Origin of the sequence: Pseudomonas sp. NFACC05-1 (assembly GCF_900100135.1) — a bacterium.
GTDB lineage: Bacteria > Pseudomonadota > Gammaproteobacteria > Pseudomonadales > Pseudomonadaceae > Aquipseudomonas > Aquipseudomonas fluorescens_Q.
The window spans coordinates 21,800-42,442 of record NZ_FMTR01000013.1 but is presented as its reverse complement, the minus strand read 5'-3'; the positions used below and the strand labels follow the sequence as shown (position 1 = coordinate 42,442).

The 20,643-nt window shown below is 60.7% G+C and carries 14 protein-coding genes; 7 read left to right on the top strand and 7 right to left on the bottom strand.

Translation table 11 applies throughout. The annotated features are described in order from the left end of the window. Positions 1 to 548: 548 nt before the first annotated feature. Both hexR and BLO97_RS18975 read left to right on the top strand, forming a co-directional pair. Complete coding sequence (gene hexR, locus BLO97_RS18980; RefSeq protein ID WP_003187110.1) at positions 549 to 1,415, top strand: transcriptional regulator HexR; 867 nt, start codon at positions 549 to 551, stop codon at positions 1,413 to 1,415. Between the two features lie 236 nt (positions 1,416 to 1,651). Next, positions 1,652 to 1,861 carry a PA3496 family putative envelope integrity protein gene (locus BLO97_RS18975; protein WP_018613928.1) on the top strand — a complete coding sequence of 70 codons (210 nt, stop codon included), beginning with the start codon at positions 1,652 to 1,654 and terminating at the stop codon, positions 1,859 to 1,861. Here BLO97_RS18975 and BLO97_RS18970 read toward each other — a convergent pair. Beyond that, on the bottom strand, positions 1,803 to 2,765 hold the full coding sequence (locus tag BLO97_RS18970) for a LysR family transcriptional regulator (RefSeq protein ID WP_013694598.1): 963 nt from the start codon (positions 2,763 to 2,765) through the stop codon (positions 1,803 to 1,805). The two genes, BLO97_RS18975 and BLO97_RS18970, sit on opposite strands and share 59 nt — an antisense overlap. A 187-nt stretch (positions 2,766 to 2,952) precedes the next feature. On the opposite strand from BLO97_RS18970, the gene BLO97_RS18965 reads away from it, so the two are divergent. Together BLO97_RS18965 and oadA are read left to right on the top strand one after the other, a co-directional pair. After that, a complete protein-coding gene (locus BLO97_RS18965) occupies positions 2,953 to 4,368 on the top strand; it encodes an acetyl-CoA carboxylase biotin carboxylase subunit (protein WP_063323719.1) in 1,416 nt (471 codons plus the stop codon). A 13-nt stretch (positions 4,369 to 4,381) separates the two neighbouring features. Further along, complete coding sequence (oadA, locus tag BLO97_RS18960) at positions 4,382 to 6,190, top strand: sodium-extruding oxaloacetate decarboxylase subunit alpha (RefSeq protein ID WP_092147661.1); 1,809 nt, start codon at positions 4,382 to 4,384, stop codon at positions 6,188 to 6,190. 63 nt (positions 6,191 to 6,253) lie between these two features. Here the strand turns inward: oadA and BLO97_RS18955 are convergent, their stop codons facing one another. The 3 genes from BLO97_RS18955 to BLO97_RS18945 all read right to left on the bottom strand — a co-directional run bounded on the left by BLO97_RS18955 (position 6,254) and on the right by BLO97_RS18945 (position 10,301). Further along, positions 6,254 to 8,440, bottom strand: a complete 2,187-nt coding sequence (locus BLO97_RS18955) for an autotransporter outer membrane beta-barrel domain-containing protein (RefSeq protein ID WP_092347333.1) — start codon at positions 8,438 to 8,440, stop codon at positions 6,254 to 6,256. Positions 8,441 to 8,649: 209 nt separating this feature from the next. Continuing rightward, a complete protein-coding gene (locus BLO97_RS18950; protein ID WP_072343546.1) occupies positions 8,650 to 9,483 on the bottom strand; it encodes an amino acid ABC transporter permease in 834 nt (277 codons plus the stop codon). Then, positions 9,480 to 10,301 (bottom strand): ABC transporter substrate-binding protein, encoded by an 822-nt coding sequence (locus tag BLO97_RS18945; protein WP_063323723.1) that lies wholly within the window; start codon positions 10,299 to 10,301, stop codon positions 9,480 to 9,482. The genes BLO97_RS18950 and BLO97_RS18945 overlap by 4 nt, the downstream gene beginning before the upstream one ends. A gap of 115 nt (positions 10,302 to 10,416) precedes the next feature. Here BLO97_RS18945 and BLO97_RS18940 point away from each other — a divergent pair, with 115 nt between their 5' ends. After that, a complete protein-coding gene (locus tag BLO97_RS18940; RefSeq protein WP_092221197.1) occupies positions 10,417 to 11,316 on the top strand; it encodes a homocysteine S-methyltransferase family protein in 900 nt (299 codons plus the stop codon). A 347-nt stretch (positions 11,317 to 11,663) separates the two neighbouring features. Then, positions 11,664 to 17,030 (top strand): OTU domain-containing protein, encoded by a 5,367-nt coding sequence (locus tag BLO97_RS18935; RefSeq protein WP_092347329.1) that lies wholly within the window; start codon positions 11,664 to 11,666, stop codon positions 17,028 to 17,030. A gap of 149 nt (positions 17,031 to 17,179) precedes the next feature. On the opposite strand, the gene BLO97_RS18930 is transcribed toward BLO97_RS18935, so the two are convergent. From BLO97_RS18930 to BLO97_RS18920, 3 genes are read right to left on the bottom strand one after another with little or no spacing between them, the layout of a single operon-like run. Next, the gene (locus BLO97_RS18930) at positions 17,180 to 17,866 is read right to left on the bottom strand and encodes a GNAT family N-acetyltransferase (RefSeq protein WP_063323726.1); all 687 of its coding nucleotides are present in this window, start codon (positions 17,864 to 17,866) and stop codon (positions 17,180 to 17,182) included. Positions 17,867 to 17,876: 10 nt separating this feature from the next. Next, complete coding sequence (locus tag BLO97_RS18925) at positions 17,877 to 18,323, bottom strand: GNAT family N-acetyltransferase (RefSeq protein WP_092221203.1); 447 nt, start codon at positions 18,321 to 18,323, stop codon at positions 17,877 to 17,879. A gap of 2 nt (positions 18,324 to 18,325) precedes the next feature. Beyond that, positions 18,326 to 18,967 carry an FMN-binding negative transcriptional regulator gene (locus tag BLO97_RS18920; protein WP_092347326.1) on the bottom strand — a complete coding sequence of 214 codons (642 nt, stop codon included), beginning with the start codon at positions 18,965 to 18,967 and terminating at the stop codon, positions 18,326 to 18,328. A 100-nt stretch (positions 18,968 to 19,067) separates the two neighbouring features. On the opposite strand from BLO97_RS18920, the gene BLO97_RS18915 reads away from it, so the two are divergent. Continuing rightward, positions 19,068 to 20,615: a MocR-like pyridoxine biosynthesis transcription factor PdxR gene (locus BLO97_RS18915; RefSeq protein WP_092347323.1), complete on the top strand. Its 1,548-nt coding sequence runs from the start codon at positions 19,068 to 19,070 to the stop codon at positions 20,613 to 20,615. The last annotated feature ends 28 nt before the right edge of the window (positions 20,616 to 20,643 follow it).

Sequence of the window (20,643 nt, the reverse complement as noted above, 5' to 3'; positions counted from 1 at the left end):
AGACAAAATGAAAAGCACTATCAATGCGAGGGTGAGTTTGTGTAACAGAATCTGAGGTTTAAGTAAACGCAGCTGTTTTGTGAACGAGGCAGGTGGGTTTAATGCGTTTGATAAACGGAAAAAATCAGCGGAAATAATATTATTTGGGAGGTGGGTTTTGTGTGATTGATAGGCGGCGGGCAGCATTTTAAGTTGGTCGAGCAAGTGAGACGCGCCTCGACTGGGCTCAATTGCCGTTTGCGCACCACCCTCTGGTTCATCGCAATTCAACCGTTCGGTGCGTGTGAGACAAGTGCTTCACCCAATTTGGAAGTCTTTCCAGCGTTTCCCTAACCAGTCAGCCACTTTCGGAGGCCTCTGGTTCAGGGATGAGTGAGGTTTCTCGCGCATCAGAGCCTTCCTGGGTGGCTACATGGCTCGTTCTCCGCGAAAACAAGGGGTAGCAGGCTAACCCGGTTACGTATTGGGGCAGGCAAAAAGCCAATTCTTGTAGTATAACTACAAGCTTGCTACATCCCAGCACCTGCCCATAACAAGAGTCCAGCCCCTTGAACCTGTTGCAACACATCGCCCAGTCACGCCATTTGCTGCGCAAGTCGGAGCTGAAAGTCGCCGATCACGTACTGCTTGATCCGGCGGCCGTGATGCATAGCTCCATGGCCGATCTTGCCCACAGCGTCGGCATCAGCGAACCGACCATCGTGCGTTTCTGCCGGGCCATCGGTTGCTCGGGTTTCCAGGACCTGAAACTCAAGCTGGCGCAAAGCCTCGCCGCCGGTGCGAGCTTCGGTCAGTTTGCGATCCACGAAGACGATTCAGTGGCGGACTACAGCCTGAAAATCTTCGACACGACCCTGCATACGCTGATGGAGGTTCGCGAGAAGCTCGACCCGGTGGCGTTGCAAAAAGCCGTCACGGCCATGTCCCAGGCCCAGCGTGTCGAGTTTTATGGCTTCGGCGCGTCGGGCGCGGTAGCAGCCGATGCCCAGCACAAGTTCTTCCGGTTGCTACTGACGGCTGCAGCCTATTCCGACCCGCACATGCAGGCCATGTCAGCGGTGACCTTGAAACCCACCGATGTGGCGATTTGCATTTCCCAGTCGGGGCGTTCCAAGGACTTGCTGATCACCGCGAACCTGGTGCGCGAAAGCGGCGCTTCACTGATCACCTTGTGCCCGAGCCAGACGCCATTGGCGGAACTGTCCACGGTGAACCTGGCCATCGACGTGCATGAAGACACCGAGATCTACACGCCGCTGACCTCGCGCATTGCCCACCTGGTGGTGATTGACGTATTGGCGATGGGCGTCGCCATGGCTCGTGGTCCAAGCCTGGTCAACCACCTCAAGAGTGTGAAGCGCAGCCTGCGCAGCTTGCGGCTGTCGCCCAAGTCGGTGAAGGCGTTGGATGACTGAGCCCTGGTCCTGGGGCTTCTGTGGCAGGGAGCTTGCTCCCGCTCGGCTGCGCAGCAGTCGCAAACCTGCTGTGTCTGGATAATCGTTCGGGGTCGCTTCGCAACCCAGCGGGAGCAAGCTCCCTCGCCACAGGGTGTCATCCGACCCGAATTCATCGTTCTGTAACGCACGCGCCGCCAAACCGTCATCCCGCGCCGTCATCGTAAAGCTCCCGTATACGTCTTGGGAGTCTCGACATGACCCAGTCCTACGAAGAACGCAGCGCCGTCAAAACCCGTCGTCAGCAGGAAGACCAGCGCCGCATGGCGTTCCGTCGTGCCATCGAAGACCGCTATGAACAGCGCCAGCTCCTGGCCGAAATCAGCGAATTTCCTGACGCGGCAGAGTTCAATTACTGGCAGGCAACGCCGGCGGCTTCCCGTCGAAACGCTCAACCAGGCCGATGATCTGAGCGCGCTCACCGCGAACGAATGCCAGGAAGGCGTGAGCCACCGGTGACAGGCGTTTGGCCCGGGCCTGCACCAGGCACCAACTGCGATACAGCGGCAACTCCTCCACCGGCAGCTCGATGAGTGCGCCGGACGACAATTCCCGGCTCACGGCGTGGCGCGTCAACAGTGCCACGCCCAGCCCGGCCACCACGCACTCGCGCTGGGCCTCCGCCGAGGCCACTTCCAGTGTCTGGGTGAAATGCACCCGTTTCTCCTTGAAGTACTCCTCGCAGGCCAGTCGCGTGCCGGACCCCGGTTCGCGCAACAGCAGCGTATAGGGCTCCAGGTCCTGCAAGCGCAGCGGGCCCATGTGGCACAGCGGATGATCCGGCGGTGCTACGGCCACGATCGGATTGTTGAGGAACGGTAGGAATTCCAACCCCATGTCCTGAGGCACCATGGACATGATCACCAAGTCGTCACGGTTGTCCGAGAGCCGACGGATGACCTGGCCGCGATTGACCACCGTGAGGTTCAGGTTGACCTCCGGATGCTGGCGCTTGAACGCGGCGAACAGGTGCGGGACGAAGTACTTGGCACTGGACTCCACCGCCAGCTTCAATTGGCCTTGCAGTGAGCCCTGCATGTCCGAGAGCTGCATATCGAGGTTTTCCAGGCGCCCGAAGATGTCCCGGCTGGCGCGTTGCAGTGCTTCGGCGGCCTCGGTCATGTAGAGTTTTTTGCCTACATACTCAAACAGTGGCTGGCCAATCAGCTCTTCAAGGGATCGAATCTGTAGGCTAACGGCCGGTTGTGTGAGAGACATTTCATCAGCTGCACGGCTGTAGGACCTCAGGTCGCACACCTCGTTGAAAATCTGCAATTGACGCAATGTCATACGCATCAATGACTTACGCATTTTCTAAGCACTCTCGACCGGGACGATTAGCACAACTATAAGTCTTTGCTTATGCATGACCCAATAAATATTCATTTTTGTTAATCAACAGCCAGGACTAGTGTGGTGCTGCGACCAATTGTTACATCTGGTCACGCGTCGGCCTGGACCCCAGGCCGTGGTATCACCGGCTCAAGGGAACCTCCAATTGATAACAAAGATCCTGATCGCCAACCGTGGTGAAATTGCCGTTCGAATCGTGCGCGCCTGCGCCGAGATGGGCATTCGCTCGGTCGCGGTCTACTCCGACGCGGACCGCCATGCGTTGCATGTCAAGCGTGCGGACGAGGCCCACAGCATTGGCGCCGATCCGCTGGCCGGCTATCTGAACCCGCGCAAACTGGTGAACCTGGCAGTGGAAACCGGCTGTGATGCCTTGCACCCCGGCTACGGTTTTCTCTCGGAAAACGCCGAACTGGCAGACATCTGCGCTGAACGCGGCATCAAATTCATTGGTCCGTCGGCGGAAGTGATTCGCCGCATGGGCGACAAGACCGAAGCGCGCCGCAGCATGATCAAGGCCGGTGTACCGGTCACGCCCGGCACCGAAGGCAACGTATCGGGCATTGAAGAAGCGCTGACCGAAGGTGATCGGATCGGTTACCCGGTGATGCTCAAGGCCACGTCCGGCGGCGGCGGTCGTGGTATCCGTCGCTGCAACAGCCGCGAAGAACTCGAACAGGCCTTCCCGCGGGTCATTTCCGAAGCCACCAAGGCGTTTGGTTCGGCGGAAGTGTTCCTGGAAAAATGCATCGTCAATCCCAAGCATATCGAAGCGCAGATCCTGGGGGACAGTTTCGGCAACGTGGTGCACCTGTTCGAACGTGACTGCTCGATCCAGCGCCGCAACCAGAAACTGATCGAGATCGCGCCCAGCCCGCAACTGACGCCCGAGCAACGCGCCTACATCGGCGACCTGTCGGTGCGCGCGGCCAAGGCCGTGGGCTACGAGAATGCCGGCACCGTGGAGTTCCTGCTCGCCGAAGGCGAGGTGTACTTCATGGAGATGAACACTCGGGTGCAGGTGGAACACACCATCACCGAAGAAATCACCGGTATCGACATCGTTCGCGAACAGATCCGTATCGCGTCCGGGCTGCCACTGTCGGTCAAGCAGGAAGACATCGTGCACCGGGGTTTTGCGTTGCAGTTCCGTATCAACGCCGAAGACCCGAAAAACAACTTCCTGCCCAGCTTCGGCAAGATCACCCGCTACTACGCCCCTGGCGGCCCGGGTGTGCGCACCGACACGGCGATCTACACCGGCTACACCATTCCGCCGTTCTACGATTCGATGTGCCTGAAACTGGTGGTCTGGGCGTTGACTTGGGAAGAGGCGATGGACCGTGGCCTGCGAGCCCTGGATGACATGCGCCTGCAGGGGGTCAAGACGACCGCAGCGTATTACCAGGAGATCCTGCGCAATCCGGAATTCCGCAGCGGCCAGTTCAATACCAGCTTCGTGGAAAGCCATCCGGAACTGACCAACTACTCGATCAAGCGCAAACCCGAAGAGCTGGCCCTGGCCATCGCCGCCGCCATTGCCGCCCACGCAGGCCTGTAAGGAAAGTATGACCATGTCCAAGAAGATCTTTGTTACCGACACAATCCTGCGCGACGCCCACCAATCGCTGCTTGCCACCCGCATGCGCACCGAAGACATGCTGCCGATCTGCGACAAGCTCGACAAAGTCGGCTATTGGTCGCTGGAAGTCTGGGGCGGCGCGACATTCGATGCCTGCGTACGCTTCCTGAAGGAAGACCCGTGGGAACGCCTGCGCCAACTGCGCGCGGCGCTGCCCAACACCCGTCTGCAAATGCTGCTGCGTGGCCAGAACCTGCTGGGCTATCGCCACTACAGCGATGACGTGGTCAGGGCGTTCGTGGCAAAAGCGGCGGTCAACGGCATCGACGTGTTCCGTATTTTCGATGCGATGAACGACGTGCGTAACCTCAAGGTCGCCATCGAAGCGGTGAAGGCCGCCGGCAAGCATGCCCAGGGCACCATCGCCTACACCACCAGCCCGGTGCACACCATCGATGCGTTCGTGGCCCAGGCCAAACAAATGGAAGCCATGGGTTGCGACTCGGTGGCGATCAAGGACATGGCCGGCCTGCTGACCCCCTATGCCACTGGCGAGCTGGTCAAGGCGCTGAAGAGCGAGCAGTCGCTGCCAGTCTTTATCCACTCCCACGACACCGCCGGCCTGGCTGCGATGTGCCAGCTCAAGGCGATCGAAAACGGTGCCGATCACATCGACACCGCGATCTCCAGTTTCGCCTGGGGCACCAGCCATCCCGGTACCGAGTCGATGGTTGCGGCCCTTAAAGGCAGTGAGTTCGACACCGGCCTGGACCTGGAACTGTTGCAGGAAATCGGCCTGTACTTCTACGCGGTGCGCAAGAAATACCACCAGTTCGAAAGCGAGTTCACCGCGGTGGACACCCGCGTCCAGGTCAACCAGGTACCGGGCGGGATGATCTCCAACCTCGCCAACCAGTTGAAAGAGCAGGGCGCGCTGAACCGGATGAATGAAGTGCTGGCGGAAATCCCGCGGGTGCGCGAAGACCTCGGCTTCCCGCCGCTGGTGACCCCGACCTCGCAGATCGTCGGTACCCAGGCGTTTTTCAACGTGTTGGCCGGTGAGCGCTACAAGACCATCACCAACGAAGTGAAGCTCTATCTGCAGGGCGGCTACGGCAAGGCGCCAGGTTCGGTGAACGAGAAATTGCGTCGCCAGGCCATCGGCAGCGAAGACGTGATCGATGTGCGTCCGGCCGATTTGCTCAAGCCGGAAATGACCAAGCTGCGTGGTGAAATCGGTGCGCTGGCCAAGTCCGAGGAGGACGTACTGACCTACGCCATGTTCCCGGACATCGGTCGCAAGTTCCTGGAAGAGCGCGAAGCCGGCACCTTGACTCCGGAAGTGCTCTTGCCGATCCCTGAGGCGGGTAGCGTGAGCTCGGTGGGCGGTGAAGGCGTGCCGACCGAGTTCGTCATCGACGTTCACGGCGAAACCTACCGCGTCGACATCACCGGGGTGGGCGTCAAGGCCGAAGGCAAGCGTCACTTCTACCTGTCCATCGATGGCATGCCCGAAGAGGTCGTGTTCGAACCGCTCAATGAATTTGTCGGCGGCGGCAGCAGCAAGCGCAAGCAAGCCACTGCGCCGGGCCACGTCAGCACCACCATGCCCGGCAACATCGTCGATGTGCTGGTCAAGGAGGGCGATGTGGTGAAGGCCGGTCAGGCCGTCCTGATCACCGAAGCCATGAAGATGGAAACCGAAGTGCAGGCGGCCATCGCCGGCAAGGTCACCGCGATTCATGTGGTCAAGGGCGACCGGGTCAATCCGGGCGAGATCCTGATCGAGATCGAAGGCTGATTTAACAGTCTCGATACACCGTTTTAACCTCGGGGGGGCATGTGCTCCCCTTTTTTTTGCCTGTCAGAACATCATCCGCCACTGCCCCATCAGCGCACCGTTGCGGTTGTCCTGGCCGGTTTCACCTTTGTAGCTCACCCCCAATGTGTGTCGTGGCGAAACGGCCAGGTCCAGTCCGGCTTCCAGCAGCAAGCTGTCCCGGTCCAGCTCGATGCCCTCGACGGTATAGGTCATGCCGCCGTCGACCAGACGTTGACGGGAGCTGCCTCGGACGTCGCCATAGAGGTGTTTCCAGCCGACATTCAGGCGTGGCGTCAACCGCGCTCCCTGGTCCAGAACGAAGGGGCGGGCGAGGTGCAGGCCCAGCTCGCTGGTGTAGTTTTCCTGTGCCTGGCTGTTGTACCGCAACGCGGCGTCGCCACCTTTCTCCGTGAAGTGATCGCGTTGGTAGCGCTGGTAGCCCACTTGGACGTAGGGCTCGATATCGAAATGCCCAATGTCCAGGTTGTAGCCGACTTGCCCGAAGACCTGCTGCGTGTTGGCGTCGTAACGACCTTTGAGTCGATCGCTGAAACCGTTGAAAGCCACGTGGCGCTTGGTGCTGCCGTCGTGATCGCCATACACCGCGCCCAGGCGTAGCGCCAGCGGCCCATCCTGACGCAGGGCATAGGCGCCGACATGCCAACTGTCGAGCCGGCCCTCGAATCGATGACCGTCCAGCCGCGTCTCGCTCTTGGCGCCGATGATCCCCAGGCGCCAAGTCGGGTTGATCGCCCAGTCGGTTCCCAACAGCAAACCTGTTGTCGAGTGCTTTAGCGCGTAATCGTCCAGATGCCTGCCGACGCGGCCACTGTTGCCGATGGCCTGGACCCAGACCTGCCCATTGCCATGGGCGCCCTGCGGAGTGTTCTGGCCCATGGCCGCGAGCATGCCGGTGCTGATGGGCGTGACACTGCTCAGGGTAGCGTTGCCCAGGTCGGCGGTGTCGTAGCCGCTCAACTGGTCGAGGCCATCGGCGGCGGTGACCAGGTTGCTGCCGAGCAGGGCGTTGATGGCGGCGTTGGGTTTCGCGACGGGGATGTTGTGCGGCAGGCTGGTGGGTTTCGGTTCAATGCTGACGACTGGCGACGCTTGGCGGGGACGTTGTGCCGGATCATCGACTTTTGCTTGGGTTGTAGGTGCCTCAGCAGCCGCTCCATTGTCGACAGGCTTGGGCGGCAGTGGCGTGGCCGTTTGTGGTTCTTTGATACTGCCGGCGAGTCTTTCTGCATTTTCGTTCTTTGCTGCAGCGTTGAGTGGAACGCCATTGCGCGCATACGTCAGGCCAACCTCCGTCCCGCTGTAGTGCGGGGTCGCGGTCATGAAGGGGAGATTGTTGATGATCGTGCCGAACGCCCCCTCGATCTGCTTCGCACGGATCACGGTGTGCTCGCTTGTGCCCATGTCCTCAACCTGTACGGCGTCGATTCTCAGGGTCGCATCGTTCAGCGTCGCAGTGCCTGCGACATTGACCGTGGCGCTGGCGCCCGCAGCATCGATGCCGTAGATCAATTCAGCGCCTTTAAACAGTTCAAGGTTTCCGCTGATCGAGGGTGCACCGACTTCAGGACCGACCTTCAGCTGGCCTGCCACGCTCAGGAACCCTACAGATCCGTTGCCGCTGAAGCTGGCCTTCTCAAGTACATGGACTGCGCCATTCACGGCACCTGAGTTGCTCATGCCTGCGTCTTGCTCGACGATCACGTTGTTGGCGACAACGCCCTTGTTATCGAATGTACCGAGAACCCCGATTTGTCCGTCGATATGGCCGGTGTTGATCAACGTGGTTTCCGGCTCGATCACTCCCCAGCCAGTGAAATTCCCGGTGTGTTCCCATTCGCCTTTTGCAACATGCAAAGCCTCAAAGTTATGGGCTCCTTCCAATTTTCCACCTTTGCTGGCTTCCAATCGCAGCATGTTGGTTCCTCCGCCACCATCAACAGCGCCGTTGAACTTCCCGCGTCCGCCGACGAGGGCCAGATCGTTGGTGTCATCCAGTTTCTCTACGCCTTTGTGGGGCTTGGTGACTTTGGGCGATGTGGTATCCACTGCTTCGGCGAACGTTTTGAGTTGAGCTTGCAAGTCGGCTGTTGTCTTGGGGACGACGGGCGGATCAGCAGGTTGCCCTGCCATCGAAACGTCGGCGCAACCGAGCACCAGGGCGATTGTCAGGGCCAGGCGTTGGGGTGGGTATAGGTGTTGGATAGACATCGAATGCGGCCTCTCATTAAAGGAGTCCGCACTTTAAAAATTCAGCCGGGAGGGCGATGCCAGCCATCTCCTGGCCGTCGGCAAGACACGACAGATCGAATCTGTAGGCTGCGGGTCGGGGGGGCAGCGTATCGTCGTGCTGGCTTCCATGACAGAGAGCTTTGCCCTACAGCATCCTCGGAAATGTCGATTTGACCAGCCGTGGTTTCTCAGCTGCGCTTGAGATACGCCTTCCCATAATGCCGCTCCATCCGCGCCTGGATCAGCTCCAACGCAATGGACATCAACCAATAAATGATCGCCGCCGTCGTCAGCATCTCGATATAGCGATAGCTGGAACGACCATAGGACTGCGCCAGGAACATCACTTCCCAAACCCCCATCACCGAGATCAGGGAGGAATCCTTGAGCATCGAGATGAACTGGTTGGTGGTCGGCGGGATGATGGTGCGCATGGCCTGGGGCAGGGTGACGCGCCAGAAGATCACGGTTTCGCTCAGGCCCAGGGCGAGGGAGGCTTCGCGTTGGCCGTGGGGGACGCCGAGGATGCCGGCGCGGAAAATTTCGCTCAGGTAGGCGCCATAGTTCAGCGACAGCGCGATGATCCCGGCGGCGATGGCGCCCGGGACCACGCCCAGTTGGGGCAGGCCCAGGTAGATCAGCAGGATCTGGATCAGCAGCGGCGTGCCGCGAAAGAATGACGCATAGAAACTGGCAATGCCGAACGCCACCGCGCTGCTGGACAGCCGCGCCAGGGCGGTGATGAAGCCCAGCAGTGACGACGCGACGATCGAGCACAGGCACAGGAACAACGTCAGCACCGCGCCCTGCAAAAAGCCATTGGGCGCCAGGTGCACGCCCAGCAGGTTCGGCAGTTTGTCGAGGATGATGGAGAACTTCAGGTCGAAGCTCAGGAAGAAACTCGCGAACAGCACCAGCATCGTCGCCCAGGTCAGGTACAACCGGGTGCGAAAACCGAAGATTTTTTGCAGGCGAGACTCAGCCACCGTTGGCGGTGGCTGAGGGGGTGGAAAAGAAGTCATTGGGTGATGTCGGCGCCGATCCATTTTTGCGAGAGTTTGCTCAAGGTGCCGTCTTGTTTCAACTGGGCGAAGACTTCACGCACCTTGTTGTCCCACTGGGCATCGCCTTTTTCGATGGCCACCGAGTTCGGTTCGGAATAGAGCGGTTCGCCGGCCAGCTTGAAGCGCTTGTCTTCGGTCAGGCGCGGCTGTGCGGTCACCAGGTTGGTCAACACCGCGTCCAGGCGCACCCCGGCGCCCAGGCCGAGGTCTTGGAACGCCACGTTATCGGTATCGTACGGGGCGACCTGCACGTCCTCGAAGGGATAGCTCAGTTGGGTATCCTCGGCGCCTTCGATCACCAGGTTCTTGTTCAGGTAACTTTCATAGCTGGAGGCGCTGGTGAGGCCGACTTTCTTGCCGCTCAAGTCCTTGGCGCCGTGGATACGGTCATCCTTGGCGTTGACCACGATGACGGCTGGGGAGGCGTAGTACTGCACCGGGAAATCGAAGACTTCGGCGCGGGCCTTGCTCGGGGTCATGGAGCAGATGCAGATGTCATAGCGCCCGCTCCAGTGCCCGGCCGCGATGACGTCCCAGGAAGGGGTTTCCAGGCGCAGCTTCACGCCCAGTTTCTGCGCCACGGCCTTGGCCACGTCGACGTCGAAACCGTCGAGCTGGTTCTGATCGTTGAGGAACGAGAAGGGCGGATAGCTTTCCATCAACACGCCGACCAGTTCTTTTTTCTGTTCGATGCGATCCAGCGTGGCGCCGGCGAACGCCTGCGACGAGGCGGCCAGTAGAGTCAGGCCCAGGGCCAGCAATGGTTGTAATTTCACGTGAGATCCCTGGGGTAGAAAAATAAGTTGTAGTGAACTGAATGGTGCGTATTAAATAGTTATAAGAACAACTCCGGTAGTGAGTATTTTTCATAAGCTTATGAGTGAATCGCATATGGGCGCAGCAACGACAGTCATTCTCGATGGCGGCATGGGCCGCGAACTGCAACGCCGTGGCGCACCGTTCCGGCAACCCGAGTGGTCGGCCCTGGCCTTGAGCGAAGCGCCCCAGGCGGTAGAGGCGGTGCACGCGGCTTACATCGCCAGCGGCGCCAGCGTGATCACCAGCAACAGTTATGCCGTGGTGCCGTTCCATATTGGCGAGGCGCGTTTCGCCGCGGAAGGCCAGGCGCTGGCCGCCCTGGCTGGAGAGCTGGCGCGGCGGGCGGTGCAGGCTTCGGGCAAGACGGTACGGGTGGCCGGGTCGCTGCCGCCGTTGTTCGGTTCCTATCGCCCCGATCTTTTCGATGCTTCCCGCGCCAGTGAACTGTTGGCCCCCCTGGTGACCGGCCTGGCGCCTCATGTCGACTTGTGGCTGGCCGAGACCCAAAGCTCTACCGTCGAAGCGCGGGCGATTCACGCCGGGCTGCCGCAGGACGGCAAGCCGTTCTGGCTGTCGTTCACGCTGAAAGATGAAGACACCGACGAAGTGCCGCGCCTGCGCTCCGGCGAACCGGTGGCGGACGCGGCGGCGGTCGCGGCCGAGCTGGGCGTCGAGACCCTGCTGTTCAACTGCAGCCAGCCGGAAGTGATCGGCGCGGCCATTGATGCGGCGCGAGACACCTTCGAGCGCCTGGGCGTGAAGATCCACATCGGTGCGTACGCCAACGCCTTCCCGCCGCAACCGAAGGAAGCGACGGCCAACGACGGGCTGGATCCGTTGCGCGAAGACCTCGATCCACCGGGGTACCTGCAGTGGGCGGCTGACTGGCAGAAGCGCGGGGCGAGCCATTTGGGCGGCTGCTGCGGGATCGGGCCGGAGCATATTGCGGTGTTGGCGCAACAGCTACCCTGAACCGATGGAATCACCTGTTTGGGCCGGGGACACGGTACCCCTGTGGCGAGGGGATTCATCCCCGTTGGGCTGCGCAGCAGCCCTGAAACCTGCCGCTGAGGTGTGTCAGGTTGATTGCATTCAGCGTCTTTGGGGCTGCTGCGCAGCCCAGCGGGGATGAATCCCCTCGCCACAAAAGTAGAAGCTGCCGCCTGCATCCATTGAGACGCACTGGACTGCCTTTGTGGCGAGGACATCCCGCCTTACGCTTTTCTCCGAGCCCGCCAGCCACTCCTATACATATGTATGTCATTTCCGGTCGAACGGCGCGATAGGGTCCCAGTCCTCATCACAACCGGGACACTTCAATGCCTGTCTTCTCCGAACATGAACCTAGCGCGCCGTCGCCTCTTCCTGCCGCGCGCTTGAAACCCATCAGCCTGTTGGCCAACGGGGTTCGCTTTCAACCGCATGTATTCGCCGATCAATGGCTAGGTCAATGGGGCCTGACCGGCGATACACAGGTCAACGTCACGTATCAAGAAGTCGAGACTATCGACTCGGCCGCCGTCACCCAGAGCACCTCGGTGCCTTTGCGTGACGCCGTGACCCAAGGCTTTCTGATCGCTCATCAAAGCCGCGGATCTTCCTCTGGTCACTCCCCCCGCGAGGGCTGGATTTATCCCCACATCAGTCACATGTCCCTGGACTTCTCGGCACTGCGGGCCAACGGCAAGGCTCTTGCGCCAGACGTCCTGCAGCAATTGCGCGCCGGCATTGCACCCGGCTACCAGGGCATCGGCCAGCCCGTCATGACTGAGGTGGATGCCCAGGGCAATCTGCTCGGTGCCCGTGAAAAGGAACAGGCCAGGCAATTGGCGTTGCTGGACACCAATCAGGTGAAACTGGCGCGCTTGTTTGCCGCTCTTCCAACGTTCGACTCGGTGCTCAAGAATCTGCTGGCCAGCCGGATCAAGGCGAAGATCCCGCAGAAAAAATTCCGTGGATCGCTGCTTCAAGACATCGACCCGGATCATTGGTACGTGAACCACTTTACTGTTGACGCGACGGGCAGCCGTTCATTGACCTCGTCGCAGCGTTTTTCCGACGTGATGCTGGACTGCCTGGTGTCGGATACACCGCCCACTTATACGGTCGGCGGCGTAGGGTTCTTCAGCCGCCCAGACTCGGTGGAAGAGGCCGACAGCGTCTTCGCCAGCCCATTGGACACGAAAACGGCGGCGACCCTGGAGGCCGTGTTCTATATCGCCCAGCCCACCGGCAATGAAGAATTGAAACAGCAATGGCGCGACGATCTCACGCGCTTCCGTAACAGCAGCGGCGCAGACGTTCTCGATACGCCAACCCCGGCGTCCACCACGCACGCGGCACTCGCTCATCTGCTTTCACGACGTTTCTTGCATCTCTTCGACCTGTACAAAATCGATCGCGATCCAGGCACCCAATCGAGCCCGGACGCACGAACCCGGCAGGCTGAGGAAGATCGCCTGTTGGACCTCATCACCACCCATCCTTCCATGGCCGACAGAAACCGCTTGCTGCGGGCCCCGATTCCCCATGTGTACGCCGTCATGCTCGATATGGGCACTGCAGCGCCGAAAAAATGGCCGGCGGCGATGGTGATCAAACGGACCGATCAACCCTATCTGTTCCTGTACTCCCTGGAAGGCGGAATACGGCGATTCAGTTCTGTCCAAGACCTGATCAATAAAGTGAGCCCCATCTACGAAGGGCAGAAACGTGCGATCCGGGATATTGCCTCTGAATTGTCCGGGTCTGTGTTTGAAGTGGCGGCAGATGACCTGTTGCAGATTCAAAGCACCGCCCTGGAAAGGTATTTGAATGCTCCGGGAAACGAGACGGTCGCTTTGACCGCTTTTGCCCTGAACGTTGAGGATGCGCTGGACTTGCCCATGTTGTCGCTGGCCGGGCCGCTGGCGGTCCGTCAGGAAATCCTGGTTGAAAACAGCCGTGGCGATTTCTACAAGACCGCCACGCGTACGGAGAAATCGACCTATCGCAGCCTGGAAACCCAGGTCTTGGAGGCGGCCTATCAGTTGGGCAGTAGCGATATCCAGACCTTGTTGCAGTTCACCCGCCAGAAGGTCAAGGAGTACCTGAAAAAAACCGTGCACCCCGGCATCGATCCCGACCCTGACCAGAGCCTGGTCACGTTTTTCTATGGCCAACGCGCCAATCCAAGGCAGTCGCGCAGCACCAGCCTGACCCAACTGTTGCTCGACAACCTGCGCCCGGCTCAATACCCGAACGGCATGCGCGAAGTGTTGAGCGTTTACCTGGTCGATGGGGACGGCCAACGCATCCGGAATCCGGCCAACGGCTATTTCATCACGTTGACCGGGCGCGAACTCGCGCGGATGGTGACGAGCATCGATGCCGGTGGCAGTTATCAAGCCATGCTCAAGGAGGAGATGAATAAACCGGACTATAAAAAGACTTGGCAGACCGCGTACCTCGCCAATTTGAAATTCAAAGGCTACGAGGCCTCGCTCAAGGGCGACGAGGTGTTCAAGGCCAGCCTGATCGATAAGGCTTTCAATCCTCCGAAACCGGCAAAGAAGCTCGCCCTCTGGCTCGACGCCGTCCTGCGCTCGCCATCAGCCAGGCACCGCGCGCCGGTCATGGGGCGCGCGGTTCATGTCTACGGTCTTTTGCTGGGTGGCAGCATGGCGGCGGGCGGGCAGCAGGCCAGGCAGAGCAATGCGACCAGCATCGATGGCGCGCTGATCTTTTCCGATCAGGCGGGGCCGGATATCAAGGGCACCGTTGGCGTTTATTTCCCGGATGCGCCCGAGGGGGAAGACTTCCATGAGTTTGCCGATCTGAGCGATGGCATTGCGCAGCTGTTGCCCCGTGAGGACTGGCAAGAATATTTCCGGGCACGCATTTCCACCAGCAACCCGGCGGAAATCAAGCGGACACTGGGGCAGCAGGGTGGTCGTCCGTTGATTCGCGGCGCGTTGATCACCGACGACCTGTTCGAGGCGCTGCATCGAGCGCACGTGTACTTTCACAGCGCCCATGCCGATCACCGCTCCAACAGCAACCGGGATGTTCGCCATCAAACCTATGGCCGGTTCGGACAGATGGTGATCGAGATTGTCCTGGAGCTGGCCGGGCTGTTCCTGGCGCCCGGTATCCACATGCTCAAGAGCGCCATCAAGACCGGTTTGCTGATATTCAGGACCGGGGCCATTCCGCTGAACTTGAGAACCCTGGCGCTGGTGCACACCATAGCGAACCACGGCGGATGGCGCCTGTCCGCAGGCGTGGCGGTGCCCACGCGAAGCCAGTCGTTTTTCCGCGCGGTGACGGCACGCCAGAGTCCGGAGGAGGCGCTGACCGGATTGCCGTTGGATAGCGCGATCTACGGCCGTTATGCCGTGGCGGATACCTCGGTGATACAAGGTCTGGCAGCGGACGCCCGGGGCTTCTATCGTGCGACGGTCAGCGACGTGGCGACAGGTCGCGTGATAGCCCGCCCCGTGTACGTACGCCAACCCGATGGCACGGTGTTCCGCGTGCACGACCAGACGAAGCTGAACGCCACCGAGGCCGTGCTCGTCGATCCGCTGACAGGGTTGAACATCCGCTCCAGCGGCGTCATGAGAAGTACGGTGGCGCGAATGTCGGACGGAGAATGGCGCACCGTGGGATTTGGTCGGGGAGGCGGTAAACGACCGGCGGACTCATCGCCTCAGCCCGGACCATCCAAGCCCAAGATCCCGGCCATGGCGCTCTCTACCGTTGCCGCTTCGATTCGGACCCCGGGTACCTGGAACACCCAGGTCATGGACCTGGTCCCGTCGATCATGACGCGTCTGGCGAGTTGGCCACAGAACCGTAGCCTGTTGATCATCGATGAGTTGACGCCTGAGCGTGTCTGGTCGGTGCGCTATAGCCCTGGGCAGGACGAAACCATTTTTCCAATGGATGGCCATCCGGATCGAGCAGACACCGATGTGGTGTTGCGTCGAACGGCGCAGAATCATTACAGCGTGGTGCTGGGCGAAGAGATCGTCGAGATTCCTGCCGACGGCGATTGTTTCTTCAATGCTATGACGCGTGGCTTGAATGAAGGGCAAGCGCAGGAAACGTTTTCGATGCAAGGTTTGCGAAACGAAGTGGCCGATTATGTCGATCAGCATCCGCAGCTAGGCCATTACCTGCCGCCGCAAGCCACCCGGATCCAGGAAGCGCTTTTTGAAAATGCGCCTTCGCTGGTCAACCTGATGGGGCAGGCGGCGATGCTCGATCTCACTCGGATTGTTTATGGCGCGCCCAATCCGCTTCGCCTGTTTCAACCGGTCCTGCGTTATCTGGACTTGTATGCGAACAGTTCGGTGCGCACGGCGATCACTGCACACCCTGGAACCAGGTTGCCGCCAGAAATCCTCGAGCAAGTCGGGCGTATATTGTCTGATCGGCCTCCGGCCAGATTGGTGCCAAGCATCAACGCTCCCTTCACAGGGCAGGAAAGACAATCCATGGACCAACTGTTCCAGGACATCCTGGAGCGGCCCGTTGAGCCTGAACTGATCCAGGCCCTGCTTGATGACCAGTTCCTCCTGATCACTCCTGACGTGGCCCATATCCTGCTGGAGTACGGCGTGACCGCAAGGCAACTGGTCAATCACCATCCCAATAACAGTTCGGCTTATATCCTGTATGACGAAGCGCTGCACGGTCATCTGGACGAAGACCAGCTTGAAGCCCTGCTCGATGGGGCCTACCTGGTCAATAGCGATGATCTGGATGATGCCAAGAGTTTGTTGGTGGCCGATTCTGGCAAGTACGTCAGTGATACTTCGGAGCTGTTCGATCATTTCATTTACACGGACAGGGCCGATAGGACTGTCAACTTGTTCAAGACCGCTCTCGGGCGTTTCCCCGTCTTGCTGAGACGGGCGAATTTTCTGTTCAGGTCGCCGATCATCGCGCATAACCTGGGCGGTTTGTTGCGGGTGGGCGAAGTGGCCCGGTGGCTACGTAACCCGGCCTTGTCCGATAGGCGTTTCCAGCTTCTTGCGGAGTATGCGAGCACCCGCTACACCGAATTGCAGCGCACCGAAAGCATCGATGTCGACTGGATGCAGTTGTTTGACGACCGGAACCTGGAGAACATCGTCACGCGTCAGGAAGAACTGGCGGATTTCCTGGTGTTCCTGGGGGGCGCGTGGGGCAACATCATGGACAACGACATCCCCGCGGTCGCAAAACTGTTCAGCTTTGCGGGACAGCCGCCGTCCAACGCCAGGGTTGCCCTGTTGTTCGAGACCCCGAATCTGTGGAGCTCTCTGCAGAAACTCCGAAAGGATTACGCCAGCCAGATCTGGGCCGACCTGATCGGGCCGCACTTCAGCGACGCCACCATCCGAAAGACACTGGCCGAACCCCGGGCGCTGAATTCCGAGTTGCATCTTGCCTTGGCCTTGAGAGGCAGCCTTGCACCGGAAGAGTTCCGCGCGAACCAGATTATCCAGCGGCTGCTGTCCATCGGCCAACGGCGGGCCCAGCAGTATCTGTACAACTTCGATTTCCCGACCGATCGCCTGGGCCATAGCCGCCTGGATTTTGCCGTGTACGTGGAAAGCCACCTGGCCATTCCGGACTGGGCCTGGCAGTACGCAAGGCGGGGCGTGACCCCAGAGTCACTCAAGAAGATTGGTGAGGTGAAGCCTAAACCTGAGTGACGGTGAGGTGCTCGTGATGGTCGGGCGGTGATGTTGATTGTGCCGCCGCCATCGCGAGCAAGCTCCCACAGGGGGGGCTTCAGTGTCCACAGATCCAGCGTTCACCGCAGATCCCTTGTGGGAGCGAGCTTGCTCGCGATAGCGGACCCTCAGTCCCCCACAACCGACGACCGACACTCCACCAACCCCAGCACCTGCCCACCCTCGCGCTGGTTCTCCTCACTCAGCCACCGCTCGAATCCCGCCCCAATCGCCGGCCATTCCGAGTCGAGCATCGAGTACCACGCGGTGTCGCGGTTCTGCCCCTTGACCACCATGTGCTGGCGGAAAACACCTTCAAAGGTGAACCCCAACCGTTCGGCGGCATATTTGGAGCGGGCGTTGCCGTTGTTGCACTTCCATTCCAGGCGGCGATAACCCAGGGCGAAAGACTCCTTGGCCAACAAGTACACCGCCTCGGTGCTCTTCGGCGAACGCTGCATCGGCGCGCCGAAGGTCACGTGGCCGATCTCGATGCGACCCTGGGCCGGGACGATGGACATCAGGCTGAGAATGCCCTGCACGTCGCCACTGGCACGGTCGATCACGCTGAAGAAGTACGGGTCGGTATTGGCCGCATGATTGTCCAGCCAGGCATCGAAAGCGCCGCGGTCCTTGAACGGGCCGTAAGGCAAGTAATCCCAGAGCTTCGGGTCGGCCCCGGGACCTTCAAGGGCTTGCCACAGGCCGTCGGCATGGCGGGCCGGGTCGAGTTTTTCCAGGCGGATGAAACGCCCTTCGATCAGTTGCGTAGACGGCGCCGGGACACCTTTCCAATCGGCGAGTGAAGTCGACATGCTGCGCTCCTTAAAGGGCTTTGCGAAATTGGATGTAGCCTGGACGCTCGGCGATGCGCTCGTAGAGCTGGATCGCGGTGGCGTTGGTTTCATGGGTCAACCAGTGCACCTTGCAGCAACCATCGGCCTTGGCCGTGCGGTAGACGAACTCGATGAGCTGGCGGCCAATACCGGTGCCGCGGCTCTGTTGCGTCACCAGCAAATCTTGCAGGTAGCAGGAGTTTTCGATGCTCCAGTTCGAGCGATGGTAGATGAAATGCACCAGGCCCACCGCCGTGTCGCCATTCCAGGCCAGGGCGCCGTGGGTTGGCTCGCGGTCGTCGAGTAAACGTTTCCAGGTGCTTTGGCTGACCGCGTCCGGCAATTCGGTGTTGTAGAAACGCAAGTAGGCCTGCCACAACGGCAGCCAGGCGGCGTGATCGTCAGCGCTGACGAGGCGGATTTCGGTCTGGCTCATATTCACTCCTTGGACGATGGATCAGGCATCAGCCGCGCGAGCGTCTGGTCCTGCGGGTCGGGGCTGGCGGCGAGGCCGTTGCGCACGCCGGCGACATCCGCCGGGCTGCGGTTCTGGCTGAGTTTGCGTTTGCCCTCCAGGCGCTGGATCGGCAGGGCGAAACCGACAATAGCCTTGAGCATGCTGTCGATGTACTCGGCCGGTGCGTCATCGATTGTCCACGGCTGGGCGCGACCGCTTTCGTGGCGATCGGTGAGGGCGCCGACCAGGTCGCGCAGACGATGAGGGTCGCTGAACACCTCGGCCGTGCCGTAGGCGTGCACCGCCACGTAGTTCCAGGTTGGCACGACTTTGCCGTGTTCGGCCTTGCTGGGGTAGAAACCCGGGCTCACATAGGCATCGGCCCCGGCGAAGATCACCAAGGCTTCGGCGCCGGCTTGCAGGTCGCGCCATTGTGGATTGGCCCGGGCCATGTGCCCGTAAAGGCTGCCATTGGGGCCTTGCTGGGTGTCCAGCAACAGCGGCAAGTGGCTGGCCTGCAAGCCGTGTTCACCGTGCGTGATCAATACGGCCAGACGGCAATCATTCATCATGCCATGCAGTTGGGGCAGGTCTTCGACGGCAAAGGCTTTTGGGTTGTACATGACGATTTTCCTTGGCGAATGGGAGCATCCTAGGCAGGCTATTGGTCTGTTGTAAGAGCCACTTATGACCAATTCGATAGGTCCATTTGCGAGGATCATCATGAACACCGCCGTGCCACCCCTGTCGTTCAACCCCGCCGGAATCGAGCTGGACCGCCGTCAGGGGCTCAGTCGTCAGCTGTATCAGGCGTTACGCGCGCGAGTATTGGACGGGCGCCTGGCCAGTGGCACGCGTCTGCCCGCCAGCCGTGACCTGGCGGCGGCCTTGGCGATTTCCCGCAACAGCGTGGTGCGGGCTTACGACCAGCTCTATGCCGAGGGCTTCATCGAAGGGCGCGTGGGCGATGGGACTTATGTGGCGAAACTGTCTTCGACGACACTGCCGCTGAAAAACATATCCACAAAAGTACCCACAGGGTTTTCAACAGGCTTACCCACAGCCTTATCCACAGATTGGCTCGATTTGCCTGTGGGCCCATCCAGTAAAGTTATCCACAGCGATGCCTTGAACCGCGTCGAAAAACACCATTTGCCCCAGCCGCCCAGTGGCCCACCCAAGGCGTTCAGGGTCGGCGTTCCGGCGTTCGATTTGTTCCCATTCGACGTCTGGGCCAAGCTGAATGCGGCTTTCTGGCGCAAGCCGGATCTGCAGCAACTGTGTTATGGCGACGCGCAAGGTGACGCACGCTTGCGCGGCCTGATCGCGGCCTACCTGCGCAGCTCCCGTGGCCTGCACTGTACCGCTGAACAAATTGTGATCACCAGCGGCGCGCAGCAGGGCATCAGCCTTTGTGCACAGCTGTTGGTGGACCCCGGCGACGTCGTGGCTGTGGAAAACCCGGGCTACCGCGCGGCCGGGCATGCGTTCGCCGTGGCCGGTGCCGAGGTGAAAGGCGTGCCGGTCGACAGCGAAGGCCTCGATTGCTCGGCGCTCGATACGTTGAGCCATTGTCGGTTGGCCTACGTCACGCCGTCCCATCAATACCCGACCGGGGTGGTCATGAGCCTCGCACGGCGGTTGGAGCTGCTGGCCTGGGCTGAACGCAACGATGGTTGGATCGTCGAGGACGACTATGACGGTGAATATCGCTACAGCGGTGCGCCGCTGGCACCCTTGGCGGCGCTGGATCGCCAGGGGCGCGTGCTGTACGTCGGCACGTTCGGCAAAGTGGCGTTCCCGGCCTTGCGCCTGGGCTACCTGGTGTTGCCGCCGGGCCTGGTCAATGCGTTCGCCCGCCGCCGCGCGGTGGATGTGCGCCATTCGGAAGTCAGCACCCAAGCGGTGATGGCCGAGTTCATGGCCGCCGGACATTTCCAGCGGCACATCCGGCGCATGCGCCGCGCTGCGCTGGCCCGGCGTGATGCGCTGTTGGCCGGTTGGCCGAAGTCGTTGAACGGCGTCGGCGCCATGCCCACGGTCGTCGCCGGATTGCACGTCACGGTGCCGGTGGACAACATCGAGCGCGAGCGCGAGCTGATCGCCCGGGCCACCGAAGCCGGCGTCGAGGTCAATGGCTTGAGCAGCTACTGGTTGCCTGCCACTGCCCCGACGCAGGTACGGGCGGGGCTGGTGCTGGGGTTCGCGGCGGTCCCACCTGCGACGATCGATGCCGCGCTGGCGCGTCTGGCGAAGGCCTGGCCGACATGAGTGCCGGGCGTCGACAGACGCCTGGCTT